The sequence below is a fragment of the Paraburkholderia sp. SIMBA_030 genome (assembly GCF_046535245.1).
Taxonomy (GTDB): domain Bacteria; phylum Pseudomonadota; class Gammaproteobacteria; order Burkholderiales; family Burkholderiaceae; genus Paraburkholderia.
Genome location: NZ_JAWRXB010000017.1, coordinates 97,960 through 119,586 on the forward strand (window position 1 = coordinate 97,960; position 21,627 = coordinate 119,586).

The 21,627-nt window shown below is 63.6% G+C and carries 17 protein-coding genes and 2 pseudogenes; 2 read left to right on the forward strand and 17 right to left on the reverse strand.

The annotated features are described in order from the left end of the window. The 7 genes and pseudogenes from SB772_RS27050 to SB772_RS27080 form a co-directional block, all read right to left on the reverse strand. A pseudogene (locus tag SB772_RS27050) lies at positions 1–210 on the reverse strand (DUF4158 domain-containing protein); the annotation flags it as partial. 6 nt (positions 211–216) lie between these two features. Further along, positions 217–882 (reverse strand): recombinase family protein, encoded by a 666-nt coding sequence (locus tag SB772_RS27055; RefSeq protein WP_410836242.1) that lies wholly within the window; start codon positions 880–882, stop codon positions 217–219. Positions 883–1,530: 648 nt separating this feature from the next. Continuing rightward, on the reverse strand, positions 1,531–2,496 hold the full coding sequence (locus tag SB772_RS27060) for a hypothetical protein (protein ID WP_410836243.1): 966 nt from the start codon (positions 2,494–2,496) through the stop codon (positions 1,531–1,533). 34 nt (positions 2,497–2,530) lie between these two features. After that, positions 2,531–3,802: a glycosyltransferase gene (locus tag SB772_RS27065; RefSeq protein WP_410836244.1), complete on the reverse strand. Its 1,272-nt coding sequence runs from the start codon at positions 3,800–3,802 to the stop codon at positions 2,531–2,533. 626 nt (positions 3,803–4,428) lie between these two features. Beyond that, positions 4,429–4,873 (reverse strand): annotated as a pseudogene (locus SB772_RS27070) (cellulose biosynthesis protein); the annotation flags it as partial. An 11-nt stretch (positions 4,874–4,884) separates the two neighbouring features. Continuing rightward, positions 4,885–6,129 (reverse strand): cellulose synthase complex periplasmic endoglucanase BcsZ, encoded by a 1,245-nt coding sequence (gene bcsZ, locus SB772_RS27075; RefSeq protein WP_410836245.1) that lies wholly within the window; start codon positions 6,127–6,129, stop codon positions 4,885–4,887. Between the two features lie 106 nt (positions 6,130–6,235). Then, positions 6,236–7,150, reverse strand: coding sequence for a LysR substrate-binding domain-containing protein (locus tag SB772_RS27080; protein ID WP_410836246.1), 915 nt, complete (start codon positions 7,148–7,150; stop codon positions 6,236–6,238). Positions 7,151–7,254: 104 nt separating this feature from the next. Here SB772_RS27080 and SB772_RS27085 point away from each other — a divergent pair, with 104 nt between their 5' ends. After that, complete coding sequence (locus SB772_RS27085; protein WP_410836247.1) at positions 7,255–8,154, forward strand: EamA family transporter; 900 nt, start codon at positions 7,255–7,257, stop codon at positions 8,152–8,154. 71 nt (positions 8,155–8,225) lie between these two features. On the opposite strand, the gene rfbC is transcribed toward SB772_RS27085, so the two are convergent. Then, positions 8,226–8,777 (reverse strand): dTDP-4-dehydrorhamnose 3,5-epimerase, encoded by a 552-nt coding sequence (gene rfbC / locus SB772_RS27090; protein WP_410836332.1) that lies wholly within the window; start codon positions 8,775–8,777, stop codon positions 8,226–8,228. Positions 8,778–8,881: 104 nt separating this feature from the next. Next, complete coding sequence (locus SB772_RS27095) at positions 8,882–9,877, reverse strand: GlxA family transcriptional regulator (protein ID WP_410836248.1); 996 nt, start codon at positions 9,875–9,877, stop codon at positions 8,882–8,884. 60 nt (positions 9,878–9,937) lie between these two features. Here SB772_RS27095 and SB772_RS27100 point away from each other — a divergent pair, with 60 nt between their 5' ends. After that, complete coding sequence (locus SB772_RS27100) at positions 9,938–10,192, forward strand: hypothetical protein (protein WP_410836249.1); 255 nt, start codon at positions 9,938–9,940, stop codon at positions 10,190–10,192. 487 nt (positions 10,193–10,679) lie between these two features. Here SB772_RS27100 and SB772_RS27105 read toward each other — a convergent pair whose 3' ends face one another. From SB772_RS27105 to SB772_RS27140, 8 genes are read right to left on the reverse strand one after another with little or no spacing between them, the layout of a single operon-like run. Continuing rightward, on the reverse strand, positions 10,680–13,880 hold the full coding sequence (locus tag SB772_RS27105; protein WP_410836250.1) for a multidrug efflux RND transporter permease subunit: 3,201 nt from the start codon (positions 13,878–13,880) through the stop codon (positions 10,680–10,682). Between the two features lie 12 nt (positions 13,881–13,892). Next, complete coding sequence (locus tag SB772_RS27110) at positions 13,893–14,441, reverse strand: GNAT family N-acetyltransferase (RefSeq protein WP_410836251.1); 549 nt, start codon at positions 14,439–14,441, stop codon at positions 13,893–13,895. A 4-nt stretch (positions 14,442–14,445) separates the two neighbouring features. Further along, positions 14,446–15,051: a GNAT family N-acetyltransferase gene (locus SB772_RS27115; RefSeq protein WP_410836252.1), complete on the reverse strand. Its 606-nt coding sequence runs from the start codon at positions 15,049–15,051 to the stop codon at positions 14,446–14,448. A gap of 4 nt (positions 15,052–15,055) precedes the next feature. Continuing rightward, positions 15,056–16,417, reverse strand: coding sequence for a metallopeptidase TldD-related protein (locus tag SB772_RS27120; protein ID WP_410836253.1), 1,362 nt, complete (start codon positions 16,415–16,417; stop codon positions 15,056–15,058). Continuing rightward, a complete protein-coding gene (locus tag SB772_RS27125; RefSeq protein WP_410836254.1) occupies positions 16,417–17,853 on the reverse strand; it encodes a TldD/PmbA family protein in 1,437 nt (478 codons plus the stop codon). Before SB772_RS27125 ends, SB772_RS27120 begins: the two co-directional genes overlap by 1 nt. Positions 17,854–17,878: 25 nt before the next feature. After that, positions 17,879–19,507: an ABC transporter ATP-binding protein gene (locus SB772_RS27130; RefSeq protein ID WP_410836255.1), complete on the reverse strand. Its 1,629-nt coding sequence runs from the start codon at positions 19,505–19,507 to the stop codon at positions 17,879–17,881. Beyond that, entirely contained in the window at positions 19,504–20,619 is a 1,116-nt protein-coding gene (locus SB772_RS27135) for an ABC transporter permease (protein ID WP_410836256.1), read from the reverse strand. The genes SB772_RS27130 and SB772_RS27135 overlap by 4 nt, the downstream gene beginning before the upstream one ends. Then, positions 20,573–21,625 carry a microcin C ABC transporter permease YejB gene (locus SB772_RS27140; protein WP_410836257.1) on the reverse strand — a complete coding sequence of 351 codons (1,053 nt, stop codon included), beginning with the start codon at positions 21,623–21,625 and terminating at the stop codon, positions 20,573–20,575. Before SB772_RS27140 ends, SB772_RS27135 begins: the two co-directional genes overlap by 47 nt. Positions 21,626–21,627 lie beyond the last annotated feature (2 nt).

Consider the following 21,627-nt stretch of genomic DNA (forward strand, 5'->3'; position numbering starts at 1 on the left):
GAGCGGGTCGTCAAGGAAAGTGCCGAGATAGCGCACCGTCGCTAGCTGCGCGGCGAAACCGAGCCGGTTGTGCTCGCCACGCTTCTTCGCGATCAACGCATGGTCAGTGTCGTCCAGGTGAAAGTAACGGGTCAGGTCGTGTGGCGACGGCACTCCGGTGTAGCGCCCGTAATTCTTGCGCTGTTCATCGGAGAGGAAGCTGACAGGCATCGGGGGCTACCTTTTCACGGCAGGGGCATGCACGTCCCGCGCGTCGCCCGCTGCTTGGGACGTGGCCAGATGGATTGCCCAAATCCGCTTTACCTGGCTCTCACTGCAACCCGTCAACTCAGCGGTTCGCCTGATGGTCTGACCGGCGCCGCGAAGCGCGACGATACGCTGACGCGCCCCGGTGTCGGCCACGCGGCCGACGTACTTGCCCGCGGCCTTGGCGAGTTGAACGCCCTGGCGTTGCCGCTCGCGCCGCGTCTCGTAATCGTCGCGAGCCATCTGCAAAGCCAGCTTCAAGAGCAGCGCCTGCACTGATTCGAGGACAATTTTTGCCACACCATCGGCCGCGGCCGCGACCTCTGACAGATCGACCAGGCCCGGCACCGCCAGCTTCGCGCCCTTGGCGCGAATCGAGTTAACCAGTTGCTCCGCCTCGGCGAGAGGCAGCCGACTGAGCCGGTCGATTTTTTCGGCCACCACCACCTCGCCCGGCTGCAAGTCGGCGATCATTCGCAGCAGTTCCGGCCGGTCGGTGCGAGCACCCGAAGCCTTCTCGCGGTACACACCAGCGACATAGTAGCCAGCCGCCCGCGTACTCACCTCAATGTCGGCCTGGCGAGTGAGGTCCTGTTCTTCGGTGCTGACGCGTAGATATAAGCGGGCGACTTTCATGTAACGATAGCCAGGATGAGTACACGTCAATTGGCTAGACCGAAACCGGATAGCCAATAACGGCGATACCCGATGTTAATTGGCCAGCGCTTATTTGGCTATGTATCTTGGCTGTCGGGTTCAGGAGGAGAGCACCGTCGCAAACCGGCCATTAGCCGCCGGTCGCTATCTCCGTCATGTGGTCGTTTGAGCGGCGGCTCCACTCTCCAAGACCAGTCGTTCCTTGGTGTTTGCGCTTGCTACATGCCTTGAGTCAACTGTTCCAGTTGCATCAATTCTGTCGTGACTTGCTTGCGTGTCAGGCATCGTGGAACGCTCTCGGAGTGCATGCCCCGATTACGCCGATCCTGACGTGGCTCCATTACGCCGATCATCGAGTAGCCCGATTGCGCCAATCCGTGCATTGGCTCGATTAAGAGCGATAATCCGGTGGGCTCGATGGGTTGGAGGCGGAGCGCCTGGCATTTTGCACTCACCACTGGCTAATGCGCCGCCTCTCGCGCCCGAGGGAGAACACCGCAATTCGCACCTGCGGCCGTTTAAGGATGCGGTCACCCGCCAGCGCAATACTCGACCGTGCCGGTGTCGATGCGCCCGAAGAGGTCCGCGTGGCCTTAAGGCACCTCTCCGCGGCGACTCTGCAGACGCTCAGTTGAGCGGAAACAGCAGTCGCCCCGTCACGCTTGTGTACCGATATCCCGTGCCGCCGACCATGAAGCCGGACGCATGGTTGTTGGTCGTTTCAACGGCGATCTGCCACTGCACGGTCCGGCTGCGGTGATTCTGCAGGCCGCCACGCACGCTCCAGATGTTGTCTGCCGCATCCGGCGTATTCTGACGCCCGGCGTCGGCGCTTACGAAAAACACAACCTTGTCGTTGAGCGCCGTCCGCCACGAGAGACCACCTGAATACTCATTCAGCCAGCGCGGAGAGTAGTAATTGCCTTGATTAGGGTTGCTATCGGAGTAGGTCCGGGTCTTGATGTACGCGTTCAGGCCGCTGTTCGCCACCAGTTCATAGTTCCATCGTGTGCGCAGAATCGGGCGTGTGTTGTCATCCGAGAACCGGAGCGCACCAGCCACGGCCCCGACATTCAAACGCGGCGTGAACTGTTGTTCAAGCACGAGCATCAGGCTGTTGTAAGTTAGTCCTTTCTCGATGCCAACTATCGAGTCAACTACATCACGCTCGGCGCTCACGCCTAGCCCCGTGCTGGCAGTGATGTGCCGCATGTAGTCCAATGCGCCCGTCACTGTCGTGTGACCATCGGTATCCATCATGCCAAGCCGCGCGTCCGTGGTCTGCTGTGCGTCATGCTGGCGATATAACCCGTACCCCCCGCGCCCGGTGGCTGCAAAGTCGGGCGCGCTGTAATGGGTGAGGCTCGCGCCCAGTCCCCAGCCGTTGGCGAATAGATAGCCGAGGTTTCCCCGTTCTTCCTGGAAGTGGTCGCTGTCGTTGCTGTAGAGGATGTCTCCGATCGGTGCGCCGTACGCGCCCGGTCCATCATGAGATTGGGCGTGCGCAGGCGCGAGCGCGCTGATCGCAAGCGTGACGAAAGTAGCGAGCGCGCGCCGGGGCAAGCGCACGTCCGCGCAGCAAGTTAAATGCATGAGGGGATTCCTTTCTTTTTTGCGCGTTATCGGGTTACTTTGTGCCCCAGCGCTTGCTGCGTGTGACGAACTCCTGCACATACCCGACCACACAAGCGGGCTGCAGAATGAGCCCGTAGAACAGGCTGTAGTAGATGAAGCCGAGCCAATTGCGGCGTACTTTCAGGCCCTGCTCGGTGAACATGCCGGACTGGATTCGGAACATGATTCCGTTGATGACTATCGCCATTGGAAGGACAAGCAGTGTCATCGGCCCCGCGATCCAGTAGATGCCAAACAGTGCCAACACCATTCCTGGCACGAAGGCGAACGTGTAGACCACATCCATGTACGGAAACAGCAGATTCCACCAGATGAAGACCGTGGTCATGCGCGGCTTGAATAGCAACTGCCAATGCGCCTTGAACGCCTCCATGAGGCCGCGGGACCACCGCTGGCGCTGGCGGACGAACTGCCGCAACGTCGTTGGTGCATTGGTGAACAGACAGGCGTTTTCGGCGAAGCCGACGCGATACCCGGCTTTCAGGATGGCCCATGTGAGCACGATGTCTTCGCCGACCGAGTGAGGCCAGCCGCCGACTTGACGCAGCACGTCGGTGTCGTAAACGGAGAAAGCGCCCTGCGCGACAAGTGTGCCGTGGTAAAGACTCTGAATCCGCTTCGTGGCAGCGATGCCGTGGAAGTAGTCCCACTCCTGGATCCGCGTGACCAGATTGGCGCGCGAATTGCGCACAAGCACGGCGCCTGCGACCGCCTTCGTGTTCGGCGGATCGTTCACGTAGCGGCGCGTGAGGTTTTGCAGCGCATGGCGATACAGGTAGGAGTCGCCGTCCACCGTGACGGTCAGCGTGTGACGCACGCGCTTCAAGCCCTCGTTGAGCGCGCGCGCCTTACCCATGTTTTTCGGAAGATGGACAACTTCGAGCCACGGATAGTCCAGCCGATCGAGCTCGGCAGCCGTGCCGTCAGAAGAACCATCATTGACCACGATGACCTGTAGCGCGCCAGTGTATCCCTGCTTCGCGATACTTTCGATCGTTTGCGCGATGTTGGCTTCTTCGTTGTACGCCGCCACAAGCACGCTGATGCCGGGCAACCGTTCGTTCGTTTCGCGGAATACCGGCCGGCGGTCCATTAGCAGGCTCGACATCTGGAACGCATTCATGAAACCCGGCAGGATCGCGATGCCAAACAGGATCATGTAAGCCCAGACCGCGCCGAACACGTTACTCATCTCTGTCAGCCAGCGCTGACCCAAATAAAAAGAGAAGACGCTCCAGATCGCGGCGGAAATGCCCGCCAGCATGAATTTAATTCTTACCGGCAAGTACCACCGTGAGTGTTTTCTGGTGGACGTAGCGCGCGCTGACGTCTCTAAGGCTCGCTCGCTGGTCAGTGGCAAAGCGTCGGGATGTTCGCGGCTATTCATTTGATTTTTAGATTCGTATTTTCACGGGTCAAAATTAGACCTGGTTCGGTGCGACAAAAACGTTCCCCGCCGCAGAAGAGCCAGAATTGTAAAAATCAATAATTAGTTTTGCAATATATTTCTGGACGCAAACGTTTGAGCTGACGCTTATTTTCCAAACCTCTCAGTGGGGGAATTCGCCCGCTCAATATCAGCCTGAAAGACAAAGGTCGAATCGTCGGTGGAAGAGGCTGGTACCCGGACGGCCGCTCGTCCTGTGAGACCTGCCTTTGGAAAGACAACGCGACAAGGCTGCTTTGGGTCGATCAGCGTCATTCAAACGGGTAGGTCGCTATCTCCTCGGCTGCCGCGCGCGGCTACGTCCGTGCTTTATTGTCCAATTCTGAAGCCGGACCAAGTCCAGCCGAGCGAACCCTGTCCGAGCTACCCGAATTCCCGCATCACGCGGCGAGCGCTCACGCTTAACCCGGTTTTCCGTTCCACTGCTCCTCAAACCCCATCGTCGCCAGTTCCTCGCGGCCGTTGGTCGCGACGCGGAATTCGTCTTCGATCTGCTGCGTGGCCGGCGCGCCGGGAGCGCTCGCCCGCAGACGCGCCAGCGTCGCCTGCGCGGCCTGTGCCTAGCCGAGACGCAACTGGATGCGCACCTGCTCGGCCAGCAACGACGGATCGCCCGGCGCGATCAGCAGCGCCTTTTTGGATCGCCTGCAGCGCGAGATCGTCGCGATGCTTGGTCGACCACATGCGGGCGGTTGCGTACATGCGTTGCGCGGCGGGCGACGACACGGGAGCGGTGGTTGCGGGAGCCGCAGCGGGGGCCGCTCCGGGAACCGTCGCGGGAGTCGCGACGGGAGCCGCTCCAGGAGCCGTTGCAGAAGCCGCGGCGGCAGCGCCCACACGCGCTGCGGCTGCAATCGCCGCAACCTGCCACGCAAGGCCGAGCAGCATCGCCGCGCGTCTTACCGGGCGGCGGCGGAACACGACGAACTCCAGCGCAGATTGAGGGTGCCGTCAGCGGCAAAGCGGTAAAGTCCGTCGCGCCAGCCGAGGCCGAACAGGCTCAACGCGCTGGTGTAATAGCCTGGCGGCGTATCGCGATCGAGTTGTTCGACGCGCGCGATCTGCGCGTCGGCGAGCGACGTCTCACCGCGCGCGTCGAGAAACGGCACGGCCGCCGCCGAAAAGCCGGCATTGCCCATGTTCGCGCCCACACTGCCGCTCGTCGTATCGACTTTTTCGGGCGGCGCGCCATGCGCGGCGATAAAGCCGGCGAACGGTGCGAAGCGCGTGAGGAGCGCCTTCGCAAGCGGGTCGCGCGGATCGAGCATGCCGGCCCACAGGTAGACGCGGATCGCGTTATAGGCGCTTTCCGCCTGAGTCTGCGTGTCCGGCGCAAAGCCGTCTTTGGCGCGGTACAACGCCCAATCGGGCGAAAAGCCGTGCGGCGCGGTGTCGATCAGGACCCGGCCGGTGCTGGCGAGAAGGCTCGTCCAGCGAGCGTCGTCCGGCAGCCGGGTGCCAATGCCGCGGATAAGCTGCGGCGGCGAGTAACTGGGGTTGACGCGCCAGACATCGGGCGCCGGATGAAAACCGGCCGGCCCCGGCAACAACGTCAGGCCGAGACCGGGAACGCTCGCCGTTTCCTCGTCGAGCACGCGCCTCGCGAGCACCGTGCCGCGCGCCGTATAGCTGCGCTCGTGCCACGCGCGGCCGGCTTCGAGCAGCGCGTAGGCGATCCACAGATCGGCATCCGACGATGCGTTCGCATCCAGCACGCCCCACTGTCCGCTGTCCGAGCGGCCCCACAGCCAGGCCGGCAGATGCGCGGTCAGGTCGCCTTGCGCGAGATTGTCCTCGGTCCAGCGCAGGATCGTATCGAAGCCGGCACGGTCGTTCGCGGCCAGCGCGAAAAACAGACCGTACGACTGCCCTTCGGACACCGTGCGCGAATCGGCCGAGCCGACGTCGATCACGCGGCCGTCGGGCGAAATGAAATCGCGCTTGAATTGCTGCCAACGCGGCCATGCGGGCGCGGCGCAGCTGCTTGCGGCAGGCGCGGCGAGCGCCGGTTGACTGGCCGAACCCGGCTGCGGGAGGCCTGCGGCCAACGCGCCGGGTGCGGACGGCGCGGCGGCTAAGGCGGCGGCATACAGGGTGCAGGCGACAGCCGTCATCGACAGGCAAAACGACAAGACAGGTTTCATGGGCAGATTGTGTGGGCCGGTTGTTGCGCATTGGTTGCATGCGCAACATTGAATGCGGTGTCGAGGCCGACTGTGTGCCCGGCCTGGATCGTGCGCAGCCGAATCGCTAGCCCGCCGGCAACGCAGCTGACAACACAAGCGGTTCGCTTTCGCGCAAGCCAAGGTGCAATTCCTCGCAGAGGAAGGTTTGCAAAGTCTGCACGGCGGCCGCCTGCGCACCGGAGACCGCCCGCATGAAGAGCCCGAAATCGGCAGTGGGCGCATCGGGCAAGCCATCGGCCTGGCCCAGCACACGCATCGACTCGGAGCGGATATTGCCGTCGAGCAGCACCGACACGCCAAGGCCCGCTTCGACCGCCGATTGCACCGCCGGCAAACTGGTACTGGTGCACACGATGCGCCACGCAATCCCCGCACGCCGCAATGCGGTCAGCACCAACTGTTGCCACAGACACGCACCGCCGAATGCCACCACGGGCAGTGGCGCTTCACCGTCGCGGCTAAAACCGCGCGCGCCGACCCAGAAGAGCGGCTGCGTCCACGTGAGCAGCGGCACCGCATCGACCAGCGAAGGATCGCCGACCACCACATCGAGGCTGCCGTCCGCGAGCCGCTTCGACAGCGCCTCGCTCGTATCGACAACGATTTCCAGCGCCACCTGTGGATACGCAATCGAAAAACGCCGCAACGCGCGCGGCAGCCGACCGACCGCGATGTCTTCCAGCATGCCCAGCCGCACGGTGCCGGACACCTGCCCCGCGCTCAGCGCGCGCCGCGCATCGGCTCCGGCACCGAGAATCGTATGCGCGTAAGGCAGCAGCAGATGTCCCGCCTCAGTGAGTTGCACGCCGCGCGGAGAACGGTCGAGCAAACGCTGCCCGAGTTCTTCCTCGAGCCGGCGCAACTGCATGCTCACCGCGGCCTGCGTGCGCGCAAGGCGCACTGCCGCGGCGCCCACCGCGCCAGTCTCCACCACGGTGACGAAGGCGCGTAACAAACTGCTGTCGAGGTCTCGCATCATCAAATTTCCTGATGTCCGCATAAGAAAATCAACTTATCTTAATATCGGTTCCGCCGATAAGATAGCGTCCAGCGAACGCAAAATGGAACCGAAATCAGACCGCCATGCAGGACACCACCATCAAACCGGCGCTGGATCCCGCGCCCGGCGCAACGACTCCAATGAAGCCCCGAAGCGCGGCGGCCGGCGCGGCGCTGCTGTGCGTGCTGTCGATGTCGAGCGTGCAGTTCGGCGCGGCGCTATCCGCGCCGACGATGGCCGCGTACGGCTCGCTCAGCACCACCTGGCTGCGTCTGTGTTGGGCAGCACTGGTGCTCGCGCTGCTGGTGCGCCCGCGGCTTTTCACCTACTCGCGTTCACGCTGGCTCGCGGCCGGCGCGCTAGGTGCGGCGATGGCCGGCATGACGCTATGCTTTTTCGCGGCGCTCCAGCACATCCCATTGGGGCTTGCCGTCGCAATCGATTTTCTCGGCCCGCTCGCGGTGGCGACCTTCGCGGTGCGCCGGGCGCGAGCGCTGTTGTGGCCAGTGCTCGCAATTGCAGGCGTCGTATTGCTGGCGCGCGATCGCGCCGGCTGGATCGGCGAACCGCTCGGCGTGCTGCTCGCGTTCGGTGCCGCGCTCGGCTGGGGTAGCTACATCGTGCTGATGAAGAAGATCGGCACGGAGTTCGACGGACTCGAAGGATTGTCGGTGTCGCTGATCGCGGCGGCGCTGGTGGCAACGCCCTTCGGCCTGGCCGACAGCGGCGTGCACATCGCCGCCGGACAGATCGCGGTGACCGCGGGTCTCGCGCTACTGGTGCCGCTGCTGCCGTATGCGCTGGAAATGGTGGCCTTGCGGCACATGCCGGCCGCTTCGTTCGGAATACTGATGAGTGTCGAGCCCGCTATCGGCGCGCTGGCCGGTTTCGTGGTGCTGCATCAACCGATGGGTGTCTTGCAACTGGTGGGCACGCTGCTGGTGGTCGCCGCCAGCGTCGGCGCGGTGGCGGCCACGCGCTGAGCGTCGTTTAGCTGGCTCCGTTGCCTTCGGTCGTTTTCAACGGCTCTAGCCCTGGTTACCGTGAGCCTCCCTCAGGCGATGTTTTCCGCTTCGTACAGACGCCGGCCCGCGGCGTCCTTCGCGCCGAGGGTCGGCGCAAAATCGATCGGCCACTCGATGCCGATGTCCGGATCGCACCACAAAATACAGCGTTCGAGTTCGGGAAACCAGTATTCGGTGGTCTTCCAGAAGCACTCGGCGGTATCGGACAGCACCACGAAGCCGTGCGCGAAGCCCGGTGGCACCCACACCTGCCGATGGTTCGCCGCGCTCAGATGCACGCCGCACCATTTGCCGAAGCTCGGCGACCGAAGCCGCACATCCACGACGACGTCGAACACCTCGCCCACCACCACCTGCACGAGCCGGCCCTGCGGGCGCTGCACCTGATAATGCAAACCGCGCAACACGCCGCGCACCGCGCGCAAATGCCGGTCCTGCACGAAGTTGAATCCGGGCTCCACGTCGTCGGCAAACTCGTCCGCGCTAAAGCTCTCGAAGCAGAAGCCAAGCTCGTCGCAGAACACCTCGGGCTCGATGATTTTCACATCCGGCAATGCCGTCGCCGTTACCTTGTTGCCCATTGCCGCTACGCTCGTAAGAAGCCTGCCCGGCGAAAGCACGGCCTGCAATCCGGCCGTGTCGAACGGTTTTTGCTGTGCGCCTTCAGCCCCGAGCCAGCGCACGCCTACACCTCGCTCGCCACCCGGCTGCGCGCACGGTACTCGGTGGGCGAAAGCGCCATGCGCTTGCGAAAGATCTTCGCCAGGCGATCGCCGTTGCCGGTGCCGCTGCGCCGCGCGATCTTGTCGACCGGTAATTCGGTTTCGGTCAGGAAGTTGCAGGCAATGCGCAGCCGCACCTGCAGCAGATAGTCGGACGGCGTCACCTGCATTTCGTGCTTGAAGCGGCGCAGGAAATTGCGCTCGCTCATCGCCGCCACCTGCGCTGCATCGGCAACCGACACCGGACGATCGCAGTTCGCTTCCATCCAGCGCGCGGCAGCCCGGATTTTTTCGGCCACGCTGAGCGTGCCGCCTTCGGCCGGCAACGGCACCCATGTGGCGGCCATGCCCGGCATCACGCGATCGGCGACGCTGCGGGCGAGTTCCGCGCCGAGATCGCGCTTGATGAACATCAGCGCGCTGCGTGCACAGTCGTGACGGTCATTGGCGGCATTGAGCGCGGCCTCGGCCGCGAGGCTGCCCAAATGACGGCTGGCCTGCAAGCCGTCATGCTCGAACGGGCCGGCGGCCTCCAGCACGAGACGGCCCTCGCCGATCGCTTCGATCGTGCGGGTGCGCGTTTGCACCAGGCGCAGCCAGTTCAACAGCCGCTCGTCGCGCGCGGCCGCATGAGCGCCGCAGCCGCCCGCGATGAACAGCACGTCGAAACCGGCGCCGAAGCGCGCATCGATACGGTCGGTCCAGATACGCACCGACGAAGAACTGGCGACACTACCGCCGTCCATCGACAAGAACTGCACTTCATAGGGCGGATACTCTCCGGCCCGTGAGCCGGCGAGTTCATTGGCGGTCTGGAACATCTCGACCACCGTGCCGGGTCCGAGCAACCAGAAACCGTCGAACAACAACACGCCGATGCGCCGCGCGGCAGAACGAACGTTCAGGCTCGGCGTATGTAACCAGGTAACCCTCGCAGTATCAATGCTCATGTTCGGCATGATCTTTCCCCAAAGCTGTGGTGCGTTTCGGACCCCCGCTGACCCGTCAGGCTGGCCGATATGAGTGCGTTTATTATGGCCGACGAAAACCGCCGGCATACAACGCTTAGCGGATTATGCGTGATGTTAGCGGAATGCATCGCTATAGTAAATTTGAAAAACAGTCGTTTAGCGCGAACTTTAATGTATGAAGAAAACCGTTTCGCGCATTTCATATTACAACATATGAATCAGCCGGCGAAAGCAGCAGATGACAGTGAAGCGCGCGCCGCCGCCAACACGAAGATCCTTGTCCATATTGGCTTTCGCGCCTGATCCGGCGACGATCCGCGGGTGCGTCCCGGTTGCGGATTAACCGACTCGACTGGCAAGCTGGCCTTCAAAAATGTTTCAAACCTGAACTTCAAACCTCGCAAATAATGAGCATTCGATTCGGTTTTAATTCGCAACGCGGGAATTTATCAGCTCGTCCGGCGCAGTAACCCGCCCATTTATCGCTTCACACCGGATTAAGAAATCTGGTGCCGGATTTGAAATGTTCAAAATCGTTTCGTTATTGAAACATCAGGACCTTTATATCTTACATAGACCAGTCATGATGCACTGTGATATCGAAAAAGATCAGATGATTGGTTGCCCGGAGACGCTCCCCGCAGCTCCGCCTTAAACAGGGTTTCATCAGCGGATCGTGCTCTTCAGGACTTCAGGACGGCCGGGGAAGCGCCCACGCAAGCGGCCAATCAGCCGGCGGGTTGAACGTTACGTTCAGCGCCGCAGCCACACGGGCCCGGCTTGCGCGCCGTCACCGGCCATTCGTCAAGCGGCCGGCGTCGCTCGCCGCGCGGCGCTCACGTCGCTCAATGCGCCTGCGATTCAGCTCCGCAAGCCGCCGCCTGCCGTGCGTGAGCGACGCGACCACGTGGAACGCGAGGGGCGCGAACACGAGCCCGAACAGCGTTGCAGCCAGCACCCCGCCGAACACGCCGGTGCCGATCGAGCGGCGGCTTTCAGCGCCCGCGCCGCTCGACACCACCAGCGGCACGACGCCCAGCAAAAACGCCGCCGAGGTCATCACGATCGGCCGGAAGCGCGCGGCGGCGGCCTCGGTCACCGCGCGCGTCAACGGCAAGCCGCGCTGATGCAGATCGCGGGCGAACTGCACGATCAGAATCGCGTTCTTCGCCGCGAGACCAATCACGGTAATCATGCCGACCTTGAAATAGACGTCGTTCGGCATGCCGCGCAGCAGTACCGCGGCGACTGCGCCGATCACGCCGAGCGGCACCACCATCAATACCGAAAGTGGAATCGTCCAGCTTTCGTAGAGCGCGGCCAGCGCCATGAACACCGCCAGCAGCGACAAACCGATCAGCAATGGCGTGAGCTGCGCCGCCGCGGTTTCTTCGCGCGCCGCGTCGACCCAGTCATAGCCGATCCCCTCCGGCAGCGTCGCCGCGAGCCGTTCCATCTCGGCCATCGCCGCCCCGGAACTATGACCCGGCGCCGCGCGGCCGCTGACGTCGAGCGACGGATAACCGTTGTAGCGGCTCAGCATCACCGGACCGATGGTCCAGTGGCGCGTCGCGATCGCCGAGAGCGGCACCATCCCGCCCGTCGCGTTGGGCACCGCGAGCACCATCAGATCGTCGTCGGTCATGCGTGCGGCGGCGTCAGCGGCGATCATCACGCGGCGCATGCGGCCGCCGGCCGGGAAGTCGTCGATGTAGGTCGAGCCGAACGTGCTGCCCAGCACCTCGGCAACGCGCTCGAACGGCACGCCGAGCGCGTACGCTTTGGCGCGGTCGATATCGAGCTCGACGCGCGGCGCGTCCGGCAAATCTTCGGAGTGTATCGAGGCCAGCACCGGACTCGCCTTGGCCTGCGCGAACAGTTGCTCGCGCGCCGCCTTCAGCGCGTCCACGCCGATCCCGCCGCGATCTTCGAGCCGGAACACGAAACCGTCCGAATGGCCGAGACCCGGCACCGAAGGCGGCAATTGCGCTTGCACATCGCCGTCGATAATCTTGCCGAACTGCTCGTTGAGCCGATCGCGCAACGCCAGCGCGCCAGTGTCGCGCTTGTCCCAGTCCTTCAGTTCGACGAAGGCCATGGCCACATTCTGACCGCTGCCGGTGAAGGTCCAGCCGATCACGCTGGTGATATTCGAAATCGCCGGCTCCGCATGCAGAATTTTTTCCATGCGCTCGACCGCCGCCAGCGTGCGCGCCTGGGTCGCGCCGGCAGGCAACTGGACCGTCACCTGCAACTGGCCTTCGTCCTCGCTCGGCAGGAAGCCGCCGGGCATTTGCCAGTACAGCACGCCGCACACGCCGACCAGCACCGCATAGATCGCCAGCATCGGCCCGACGCGGCGCAGCGTGCGTGCGGTGAGTCCGCGATAGCCGCTCGCGGCGCGATCGAAGCCGGATGTGAAACGGCTCGCCGCGCGCGCAGCAAAACCCAGCAGGCCGCGGCGCGCGTCGCGCTGATGAACCGTCTGCTTGTGCGCCCTCAGCAGATTCGCGCACAACGCGGGCGTCAACGACAGCGCCATGAACGACGACACCAGCATCGACGCGATCAACGCCACCGCGAACTGCCGGTAAATACCGCCGACGCCGCCAGGAAAGAACGCCATCGGCACGAACACCGCCGTCAACACCGCGGTCACGCCGACGATCGCGCCGCCGATCTGCGACATTGCCTTTCGCGTGGCCTCGCGCGGCGGCAAGCCCTCGTCTTCCATCACGCGATGCACACTCTCGACCACCACGATCGCATCGTCGACGAGAATGCCGATCGCCAGCACGAGGCCGAACATCGTGAACACGTTGATCGACAGGCCGCACGCATACATCGCGAGAAATGCGCCCATCAGCGTGACCGGAATCACCACGGTCGGCACCAGCGTGTAGCGCAGATCGCGCAGGAACAGCCACATCACGAAGAACACCAGCACCACAGCTTCGAACAGCGTCACGAGCACTTCGTGAATCGCGATCCGCACGAAATGCGCGTTGTCGAAGGGAATTTCGATGGCAACGCCAGGCGGCAAACGTTTCGACAGTTCAGCGAGCCGCGCGCGGATCGCCGTGGACGTTTCAAGCGCGTTGCCACGCGGGCCGAGCTGAATGCCGACGGTCGCCGCCGCCTTGCCGTTCAAGCGCGACCAGTACGAATAATTGTCGCGGCCGAGCTCGACGCGCGCAACGTCGCGCAAGCGCACCGCAGAGCCGTCGGGTCTCGCCTTCAGCACGATCTGACCGAACTCGGCAGGCGATATCAGTTGCCCCTTCACGCTCACCGAGGCATTCAATTGCTGCCCCGCGACGAACGGCGCGTCGCCCAGCGCGCCGGCCGTCACCGTGGCGTTTTGCGCGGCGATCGCGGCGTTCACTTCGGCGGCGCCCAAGCCGTACTCGCGCAGCTTCATCGGGTCGAGCCAGATGCGCAGTGCTTCGTCGGCGTCCCACAACTGGGCGGAGCCCACGCCGGGCGCGCGCTTCAGTTCGCGCATCACGTAGCGGCTCAGATAGTCGCTCAATTGCACGGAATCGCGCGTGCCGTCGGTGGACGTGAGCGCGACCAGCATCAGGAAAGTGTTGGCCGCCTTGAACACGCTGATGCCCTGCTGCACGACCTGCTGCGGCAGGCGCGACTCGATCTGCTTCAGGCGGTTCTGCACGTCGACCATCGCGAGATCGGGATTGGTGCCGGGCGCGAACGTCACGTCGACCTCGAGTTCGCCGAGGTTATCGCTGGTGGTTTCATAGTACAGCATGTTGTCGGCGCCATCGAGACTCTCCTCGATGATGCTGCCGACGTTCGCGTCCACTACTTCAGTCGACGCGCCCGGATAGGTCGCGCTGATGACCACGCGCGGCGGCGCGAGGCGCGGATACTGCGCAACCGGCAGTTGCGGAATCGCGAGCGCGCCCGCCACGACGACGGCGAGCGCGACGATCCACGCGAAGACCGGGCGGTCGATGAAAAAAAATGGCACGCAAAAATCCGTTCAGATGGCGAGGAAGCTCGGCGCGTCGGCGAGACGGGCCATATGCAGCGCATCGGCCAGCACGCCGTCGCGCATCGCATAACCGCGCGACACGCCTTCTTCGACGAAGCCGAACTTGCGGTACAGCGCGATGGCCGGCGTGTTGTCCACGAACACCTGCAGTTCGAGGCGGCGCAAACCGAGCGACGCATCCGCGGTTTCGGTCAGCGCGCGCAGGAGCGCCGTGCCGACACCGCGCCCATGATATGCGTCGTGCACCGCCAATCCTAACTCGGCGCCGTGCGCGCGGCACGGCCGAAATACCGTAAGTCCGGCGTGCCCCACCATGCGGCCGTCCAGCCATGCGCACACGCTTACACTGTCTTTGAGGCGCCGTTCGTGCCACGCGGCGATTTTTTCGGCGTTGCGATAACCGACTGACAGCGTGCCGCGCCGCACGCCGGGCAGGCTCATGATCTCGGCGAACGACGCCATGTCGGACCGTTCGAGCGCCTTGATCGTGATGCGGTTCTCCACTGCCGGGTCGCTGTGCAAAGTTTGATCGTTCATGGTCTTATTCCGCGGCAAGGTTCGGCGTCGACAGTGTCGACTGCGCTGCGGTTGACGGCGTCGACATGAACGGCGCCGCCTCGCGCAGCCGCGCCATGAGGAAGCAATCGATCAGCACGCCGCCGCGCAACACCGCGCCGCGTTGCCGCGCTTCGACTTCGAAGCCGAACTTGCGGTACAACGCGAACGCGGCGTGGTTATCGGCGAACACGTGCAACTCGACACGGCGCAGGCCGAGCCAGTTGTCGGCCACATCGAGCAGTTCGCTCATCAGCGCATTGCCGATGCCGCGCCGATGCCATGCGTCGTGTACGCAAATTCCGATTGATCCGGCATGCGAGCGGCGCCCCTTCGAAGGCGTCAGTTCCGCTTCACCGACCAGCGTGTCGCCGATCGCCGCGGCGATCACGATCTCGCTGGGTTCGAGTTTTTCGATGTATTCGCGCGTGCTCGCAAGCGACTGAAACGGCGGGTGCGGATTGCCGTTCACCACGACCGGCAGTTGCTGCATCGCGTGGAATTGCTCGGCGTCGGAGAGCAGCAATGGGCGCAGCGTCAGACCCTCGGGCAAGCTCTCAGGTTTGGATGTTGTTTTTATGTGTTGATCCATAGGCTCATAAAGTCAATTCGAAAGATCGCGCCAGAATGCCGGGCAATTGCATGCCGCCGGTTGCGCGCTCGCCCCACGTGGAATCGCTCAACAGCAACTCGGGTTGCGCGCCGAGCTGTTCGAGCTCGCCGCCGAGCAGCCGGTACAAGCTGTCGTCGAAACGCATCGCTTCGAGCGGCGCGACGATCTGCCCATGCTCGACCCAGAAGGTCGCGAAGCGCGTCATGCCGGTCAGGCGGCAATTCATCCGGTCCGAAAAATTCACGTACCAGAGATTGCCGATGTAGAGCCCGGTATCGAGCTTCGCCAGCACGTCTTCTTCCGCCAGATCGCCGCCGTCCATCGAAAGCGCCGCCGGCGACTCGTTCGCCAGCGCGCCGTTGGGCGTCAAACCGTACTCGCGTGCGCTGCGGGCATTGGTCAAGCGCTCGGCGCTGCGGCCCGCCTGGATCAGCGGCACGCTTTCGCGCAAATAGCCGTCGTCGTTGAAACCCGGCGTGATGCCGAGATTCAGGTCTTCGCTCAAGCTCACGCGCGGATCGAGCGCGACTTCGCCAGTGTGCAGTTTGTACAACTCGCTACGCGAGCTCGCCTGGGCCCGCGCGGAGAATCCGCTCCATGCGGTCACGCCGAGCAATTCGGCAAGCGCCGCGGGCGCCAGATACGAGCGATAACGCCCCGGCGCCAACGCGCGCGGCGTACGCGCGAGCACGGCGAGGCGAGCCGCCGCCTGCTCCACTTTGCGCGCGAAAGTGGCATCGCTCCAGTCGTCGCCGGCGTAGGTCGTTTTGATCGCCCGGCCGCTCGGGTCATAGAGCGACCAGCTGAAATTGAAGTTGTCGACTTCGTACCAGCCGCGGCTGCCGCTGGTGGACGCGAAGCCGCGCACGATCGTGCCGCCCGCGTAAAAGCCGACGAAGTCCAGCCCCTGCGCGCATTCGGCGACGGTGCGCAACAAGCCCTGCGGGTCCGGCAACTTGCCGGAACGCTGCGTGGCGCGCTGCCATTGCGACGTATCGAACAACAGATGTGGATCGTCCGCCGCATCGCGCAAGCCGTCGCGCAAGGTGGCAAGCGCCGCGCTCACTTCGTCCAGATCCTGTTGCAGGTCGCCGCATACGGTCAGCGTCGAATAGGCCTGGCGCGCGCCGTCGATCAACCGCAAGGTCAGCTTGCCTTGCGACACGCTGCCGATCTGCCGCACCTTGCCTGCGTTGAAGCGAATGAAGTCGGACTGCTCGCCGGCAAACGAACTCAGTGTGGTTTCGCCAGCGTGCTGCAAGCGCTCGACCGCATCGGCCAACGAGGTGAAATGCTGCTGCCAGTCGAGCGATGCACCGGCCCGCGAGGACATGAACTGGCTCATCAGGCGCCTCCGAACACGTCGACGTTGCTGAACACGCAAGCAGGCGATGCATGACCGACGCGAATGATCTGCGCCGGTTCGCCCTTGCCGCACATCGAGGTGCCGTACACCTCGCGCGTGTCCGCATTGCCCACCGCGCTCAGACTGCGCCAGAAATTCGCCGAGATGCCGCGATAATTCGGCTGCTTCACCACGTGCGCGAGCTTGCCGTTCTCGATCAGCTGACCGAACTCGCAGCCGAACTGGAATTTGTTGCGATGGTCGTCGATCGACCACGAGGTGTTGGTGCGCATCAGAATGCCGTGTTCGATGTTGCCGATTATCTCGTCCAGCGAGCTATCGCCGGGCTCGATGTTCAGATTCGCCATCCGGTCGATCGGCGGCCGGTTCCAGTTCGATGCGCGCGAATTGGCGACGCCGGGCATGTGCGCGCGCTGCTGCGAAAGCGCGCCGCCCAGCGGCCGTTCGAGCACGCCATCGCGAATCAGATACTGTTTGTGCGCTTCGGCGCCGTCGTCGTCGAATGCGTAAGCGGCGGCTTCCTCGCGCAGTTCCGGGTCGAAGGTGACGTTCAGCAGCTCGGAACCGTAGCGGTATGAGCCGAACATCTCCTGCTTGACGAAGCTCCAGCCGGCGAAGTTGCGCTCGTCGCCGAGAATACGGTCGAGTTCGAGCGGATGGCCGATCGATTCGTGAATCTGCAACATCATCTGATCGGGCATCAGCAGCAGATCGCGCTTGCCTGAAGGGCAATTCGGCGCGGCCAGCAACTGCAAGGCTTCGTTGGCGACCCGCACACCCGCGCCTTCGAAGCCGAAGCGCGCCAGCACTTCAATGCCGCCCTGCCCGAGCGTGCCGTAGTTGCCGCCGAGCGTGCGCACCTGGGTGTCGCCGTTCGCGTGCGCGGCCACGCTCAATTGCGGCATCACAAAGCGGAACTGCTGGTCGATCCGTACGCCGTCGCCGGTGATGTAGAGCTGATCGGTATGCGTGATCTGCACGCCCGCCACACGTTCGACAATACGTGCATCGAGATTCGCGCTCGCGCATTCCGCGCCCAAACGGTCGAGCCATTCGGCCCGGCCCGGCAACGCGTGCTGCGCATTCGGCGATACATAGCGGCCGCTGACAGCCGGACGCACCACCTCGCGATGGTCGATCAAGGACAGCGCGGCGCTCGCTTCGGCACGAGCCGTCGCGATATCGAGCGCGGCTTGCAAGCCCGCCGCGGACAGATTCGCCGTGGCCGCATAGCCCGCTCCCGCGCCCACCCATGCGATCAGCATCGCGCCACGATCGCGCACCGTACGCAGCGGCTGCGCGATGTCGTTGCGGATTTCGTGGTCGTCGATCTGTTCGTCGACAATGCGCAGCGACCAGAATGCCGCGCGGCTCGTCAGCGTACGTGCGGCTTGCGCCCAACGTTCGTCAATCATTCGAGGTTCCCGTGTGAATCTCTGTTCAGCCCGGCGGCGGCAGGACCAGCGACGACGCCAGCAGCGACTGGGTATAAGGATGCGACGGCGCATGCAGCACGTCGAGCGTGTCGCCGGCTTCCACGATGCGTCCCGACTTCATCACGATCACGCGATGCGCCATGGCTCGCATCACCGCCAGATCGTGCGTGATGAACAAAAAGCTAAGCTTGTACTTTTTCTGCAGATTTGTCAGCAGATTCAGCACCTGCTTCTGAATCGACACGTCGAGTGCGCTGGTCGGCTCGTCGAGCACCAGCAACTCCGGCTCGACCGCCAGCGCGCGCGCAATCGCAATGCGTTGGCGCTGTCCGCCGGAAAATTCGTGCGGATAGCGCAGCATCGCATCGGCGGGCATGCCGACCTCTTCGAGAAGGCCGCCCACGCGCGCGCGCCGCGCCTTCGCATCCACTTCCGGCCGATGCATGGCAAGGCCTTCGCCGATGATCTGCTCCACCGTCATGCGCGGCGACAGCGAACCGAACGGGTCCTGAAACACGACCTGCATGCGCGCATACAGCGCACGGCGCGAGGTGGCGGTCTTCAGCGTCGACAACGGCAAGCCGTCGATATGAATATGACCCGCGGCGGGCTGCTGCAAACCGAGCACGGTGGCCGCCAGCGTCGACTTGCCCGAACCCGATTCGCCGACGATCCCGAGCGTCTCGCCGCGCCGCAAGCTCAAATCGACCTCCTGTACCGCGCGAAACGTGGAGCGTCTGAACATCGAACGCCAGCCCTTCGCGGACATGCGGTAATCGACCGTGAGGCCTTGCACTTCGAGCAGCCGCCGCGCGCCGGCTTCGATCGGCTCGACCGCGCGTTGCGGCTCGCTGTCGAGCAGGCGCTTCGTATACGGATGCTGCGGATCGGCGAACAAAGCTTCGGTCGTATTGGTTTCGACCAGCACGCCCTTCTCCATCACCGCGACGCGCTGCGCGAAGCGCTTGACCAGATTCAGGTCGTGCGTAATCAGCAGCACGGCCATGCCGCGTTCGGCCGCTTCCTGTTCCTGCAACGCGATCAGCAGATCGACGATTTGCTGACGCACGGTGACGTCGAGCGCGGTAGTGGGTTCGTCGGCGAGCAGCAAACGCGGGCGGCACGCGAGCGCCATCGCGATCATCGCGCGCTGCCGCTGCCCGCCGGACAGTTGGTGCGGAAAACTGTCGATGCGCCGTTCCGGCTCGGGAATGCCGGTGCGTCTGAGCAATTCGATGCCGCGCTCGCGTGCCGCGTTGGGCCGCAAGCCTTCGTGCAGGCGCAAACTCTCGGCGATCTGCTTGCCGATCGTGAAGAGCGGATTGAGCGCGGTCATCGGCTCCTGAAACACCATCGCGACATCCGCGCCGCGAATTCCGCGCATCTGCTGTTCGGTTTTTTGCAGCAGGTCTTCACCATCGAGCAGGATGCGCCCGCTCAGCGCCGCATGCTCGACCAGCTGCAAGATCGACAACGCAGTGACGCTTTTGCCCGAGCCCGATTCGCCGACCAGCGCGACCCGTTCACCGCGCGCGATCGAGAGGCTCAGTTCATGCACCGCGATCTTGTCGCCGAAACGCACGGAGAAGCGGTCGATTTCCAGCAAGGGACGGTTCAGCCTGGCGTCGCTCATCGCGGACCTCCGCCGAAAGCCGAACCGCGCGAGCGCGTATCGAGCGCATTGCGCAGCGCATCGCCCATGAAGGTCAGCAGCAGCAGCGTGATCACCAGCGCGGCAAACGCCGAAATCGAAATCCACCAGGCGTCGAGGTTGTTCTTGCCCTGCTGAAGCAATTCACCTAGGCTCGGCGTCGGCGGCGGCACGCCCAGGCCGAGAAAGTCGAGACTCGTCAGCGACAGAATCGCCGCGCTCATGCGAAACGGCAGGAATGTAATCACCGGCGTCAGGCTATTGGGCAGCACGTGGCGCCACATGATCTGCCAGTTGGAGAGGCCCATCGTGCGTGCAGCCTTGACGTAATCGAGCGAACGGTTACGCAGGAATTCGGCGCGCACGTAGTCGGACAGCACGAGCCAGCCGAACATCGACAGCAGAATAAACAGCAGCCACAAGGTCGGCTCGAAAATCGACGCGAAGATAATCAGCAGATACAGGTCCGGCATCGAACTCCAGATCTCGATCAGGCGTTGCCCGATCAGATCGGTGCGGCCGCCATAAAAACCCTGCACCGCGCCCGTCAACACGCCGACCAGCACGCCGGACACGGTCAGCGCGAGCGCCATCAGCACCGAAAGCCGGAAACCGTACAGGAGCCGCGCGAGCACGTCGCGGCCGTATTGATCGGTACCGAGCCAGTTGGTCGTCGTCGGCGGTGCCGGATACGGATGCGCGGCGAAGTAATCGATCGTCTCGTAGTGGAAATGATTCGGCGGATAGATCGCGAAGTTGCCGTTCGATTCGAGCCGCGAGCGGATATACGGGTCCAGGTAATTCGCGCGGGCCGGAAAATCGCCGCCGAACATGGTCTCCGAATAGTCCTTCACGATCGGGAAGTAATAGTGGCCTTCGTATCGGACCACCAGCGGGCGATCGTTGGACAGCACCTCGCCGAGCAGGCTGATGGCGAACAGCGATACGAAGATCACGAGGCTCCAGTAACCGAGACGCTGCTGTTTGAAGCGCAGCCACGTGCGCCGCCATGGCGACGGCGACGCCGCGTGCGCCACGCCCGCCGCGTCAGCGGTCCAGGCGGTTGAATTGGATGCGGGGGTCGACAAGGACATAGCAGACGTCAGCGATGAGTTTGGTTACGAGGCCGATCAGCGTGAAGAGAAAGAGCGAACCGAGCACGACCGGATAATCCCGGCGAATCACCGAGTCGTACGAAAGTTGCCCCATGCCGTCGAGCGAGAACAGCGTTTCGATCAGCAGGTTGCCGTTCAGGAATGCGCCGACAAACGCGGCCGGCAGACCCGTCAACAACGGGATCGCGGCATTGCGCAGCACGTGCTTCCACAGCACGTCGCGCTCCGGCGCGCCCTTGGCGCGCGCGGTCAACACATATTGACGGCCGATCTCTTCGAGGAACGTGTTCTTGGTGAGAATCGTGACGATCGCGAAGTTGCCGACTACCGAGGCCGTCACCGGCAGCACGATGTGCCACAGGTAATCGAGTACTTTGCCGAAGGTGCTCAGTTCGCCGAAGTTATCCGACGTGAGGCCGCGCATTGGAAACACCTGCCAGAAGGTGCCGCCGCCGAACAGCATCAGCAGCAGCACGCCGAGCACGAAGCCGGGAATCGCGTAGCCGGCCAGCACCAGCACGCTCGTGACCGTATCGAAGCGCGAGCCGTTGCGCACCGCTTTCGCAATGCCCAACGGCACCGATATCAGATACGTGAGCAGCACCGTCCAGATGCCGAGCGTGATCGACACCGGCAGCTTCGAGCGGATCACCTCCCACACGCTTTCATGCTGGAAGTACGACTGACCGAGATTGAACGTCGCATAGTGCTCGAGCATCAGCAGATAACGTTCGAGCGGCGGCTTGTCGAAACCGAACTGCTTCTTGATCTGTGCGATCTGCAAAGGATCGACGCCCTGGCTGCCGTGATAGCCGCCCGCCCCCGCCCCCGCCTCTCCGCCACGGCCAGTGCCGTGGCGGAGTTGCGTCATCACCTGTTCGACCGGCCCACCCGGCACGAACTGCGTGACGACAAAGGTCAGCGTGACCACGCCGAGCAACGTCGGCACCATCAACAGCAATCGTCTGAGAATGTAGGCGAGCATGC

What these genes read in the sequence shown, in the direction of transcription:
- SB772_RS27055 (WP_410836242.1), bottom strand. Translation starts at nt 882, where the DNA reads ATGAAAGTCGCCCGCTTATATCTACGCGTCAGCACCGAAGAACAGGAC.
- SB772_RS27060 (WP_410836243.1), bottom strand. Translation starts at nt 2,496, where the DNA reads ATGCATTTAACTTGCTGCGCGGACGTGCGCTTGCCCCGGCGCGCGCTC.
- SB772_RS27065 (WP_410836244.1), bottom strand. Translation starts at nt 3,802, where the DNA reads ATGCTGGCGGGCATTTCCGCCGCGATCTGGAGCGTCTTCTCTTTTTAT.
- bcsZ (WP_410836245.1), bottom strand. Translation starts at nt 6,129, where the DNA reads ATGAAACCTGTCTTGTCGTTTTGCCTGTCGATGACGGCTGTCGCCTGC.
- SB772_RS27080 (WP_410836246.1), bottom strand. Translation starts at nt 7,150, where the DNA reads ATGATGCGAGACCTCGACAGCAGTTTGTTACGCGCCTTCGTCACCGTG.
- SB772_RS27085 (WP_410836247.1), top strand. Translation starts at nt 7,255, where the DNA reads ATGCAGGACACCACCATCAAACCGGCGCTGGATCCCGCGCCCGGCGCA.
- rfbC (WP_410836332.1), bottom strand. Translation starts at nt 8,777, where the DNA reads ATGGGCAACAAGGTAACGGCGACGGCATTGCCGGATGTGAAAATCATC.
- SB772_RS27095 (WP_410836248.1), bottom strand. Translation starts at nt 9,877, where the DNA reads ATGCCGAACATGAGCATTGATACTGCGAGGGTTACCTGGTTACATACG.
- SB772_RS27100 (WP_410836249.1), top strand. Translation starts at nt 9,938, where the DNA reads ATGAGTGCGTTTATTATGGCCGACGAAAACCGCCGGCATACAACGCTT.
- SB772_RS27110 (WP_410836251.1), bottom strand. Translation starts at nt 14,441, where the DNA reads ATGAACGATCAAACTTTGCACAGCGACCCGGCAGTGGAGAACCGCATC.
- SB772_RS27115 (WP_410836252.1), bottom strand. Translation starts at nt 15,051, where the DNA reads ATGGATCAACACATAAAAACAACATCCAAACCTGAGAGCTTGCCCGAG.
- SB772_RS27120 (WP_410836253.1), bottom strand. Translation starts at nt 16,417, where the DNA reads ATGAGCCAGTTCATGTCCTCGCGGGCCGGTGCATCGCTCGACTGGCAG.
- SB772_RS27125 (WP_410836254.1), bottom strand. Translation starts at nt 17,853, where the DNA reads ATGATTGACGAACGTTGGGCGCAAGCCGCACGTACGCTGACGAGCCGC.
- SB772_RS27130 (WP_410836255.1), bottom strand. Translation starts at nt 19,507, where the DNA reads ATGAGCGACGCCAGGCTGAACCGTCCCTTGCTGGAAATCGACCGCTTC.
- SB772_RS27135 (WP_410836256.1), bottom strand. Translation starts at nt 20,619, where the DNA reads ATGTCCTTGTCGACCCCCGCATCCAATTCAACCGCCTGGACCGCTGAC.
- SB772_RS27140 (WP_410836257.1), bottom strand. Translation starts at nt 21,625, where the DNA reads ATGCTCGCCTACATTCTCAGACGATTGCTGTTGATGGTGCCGACGTTG.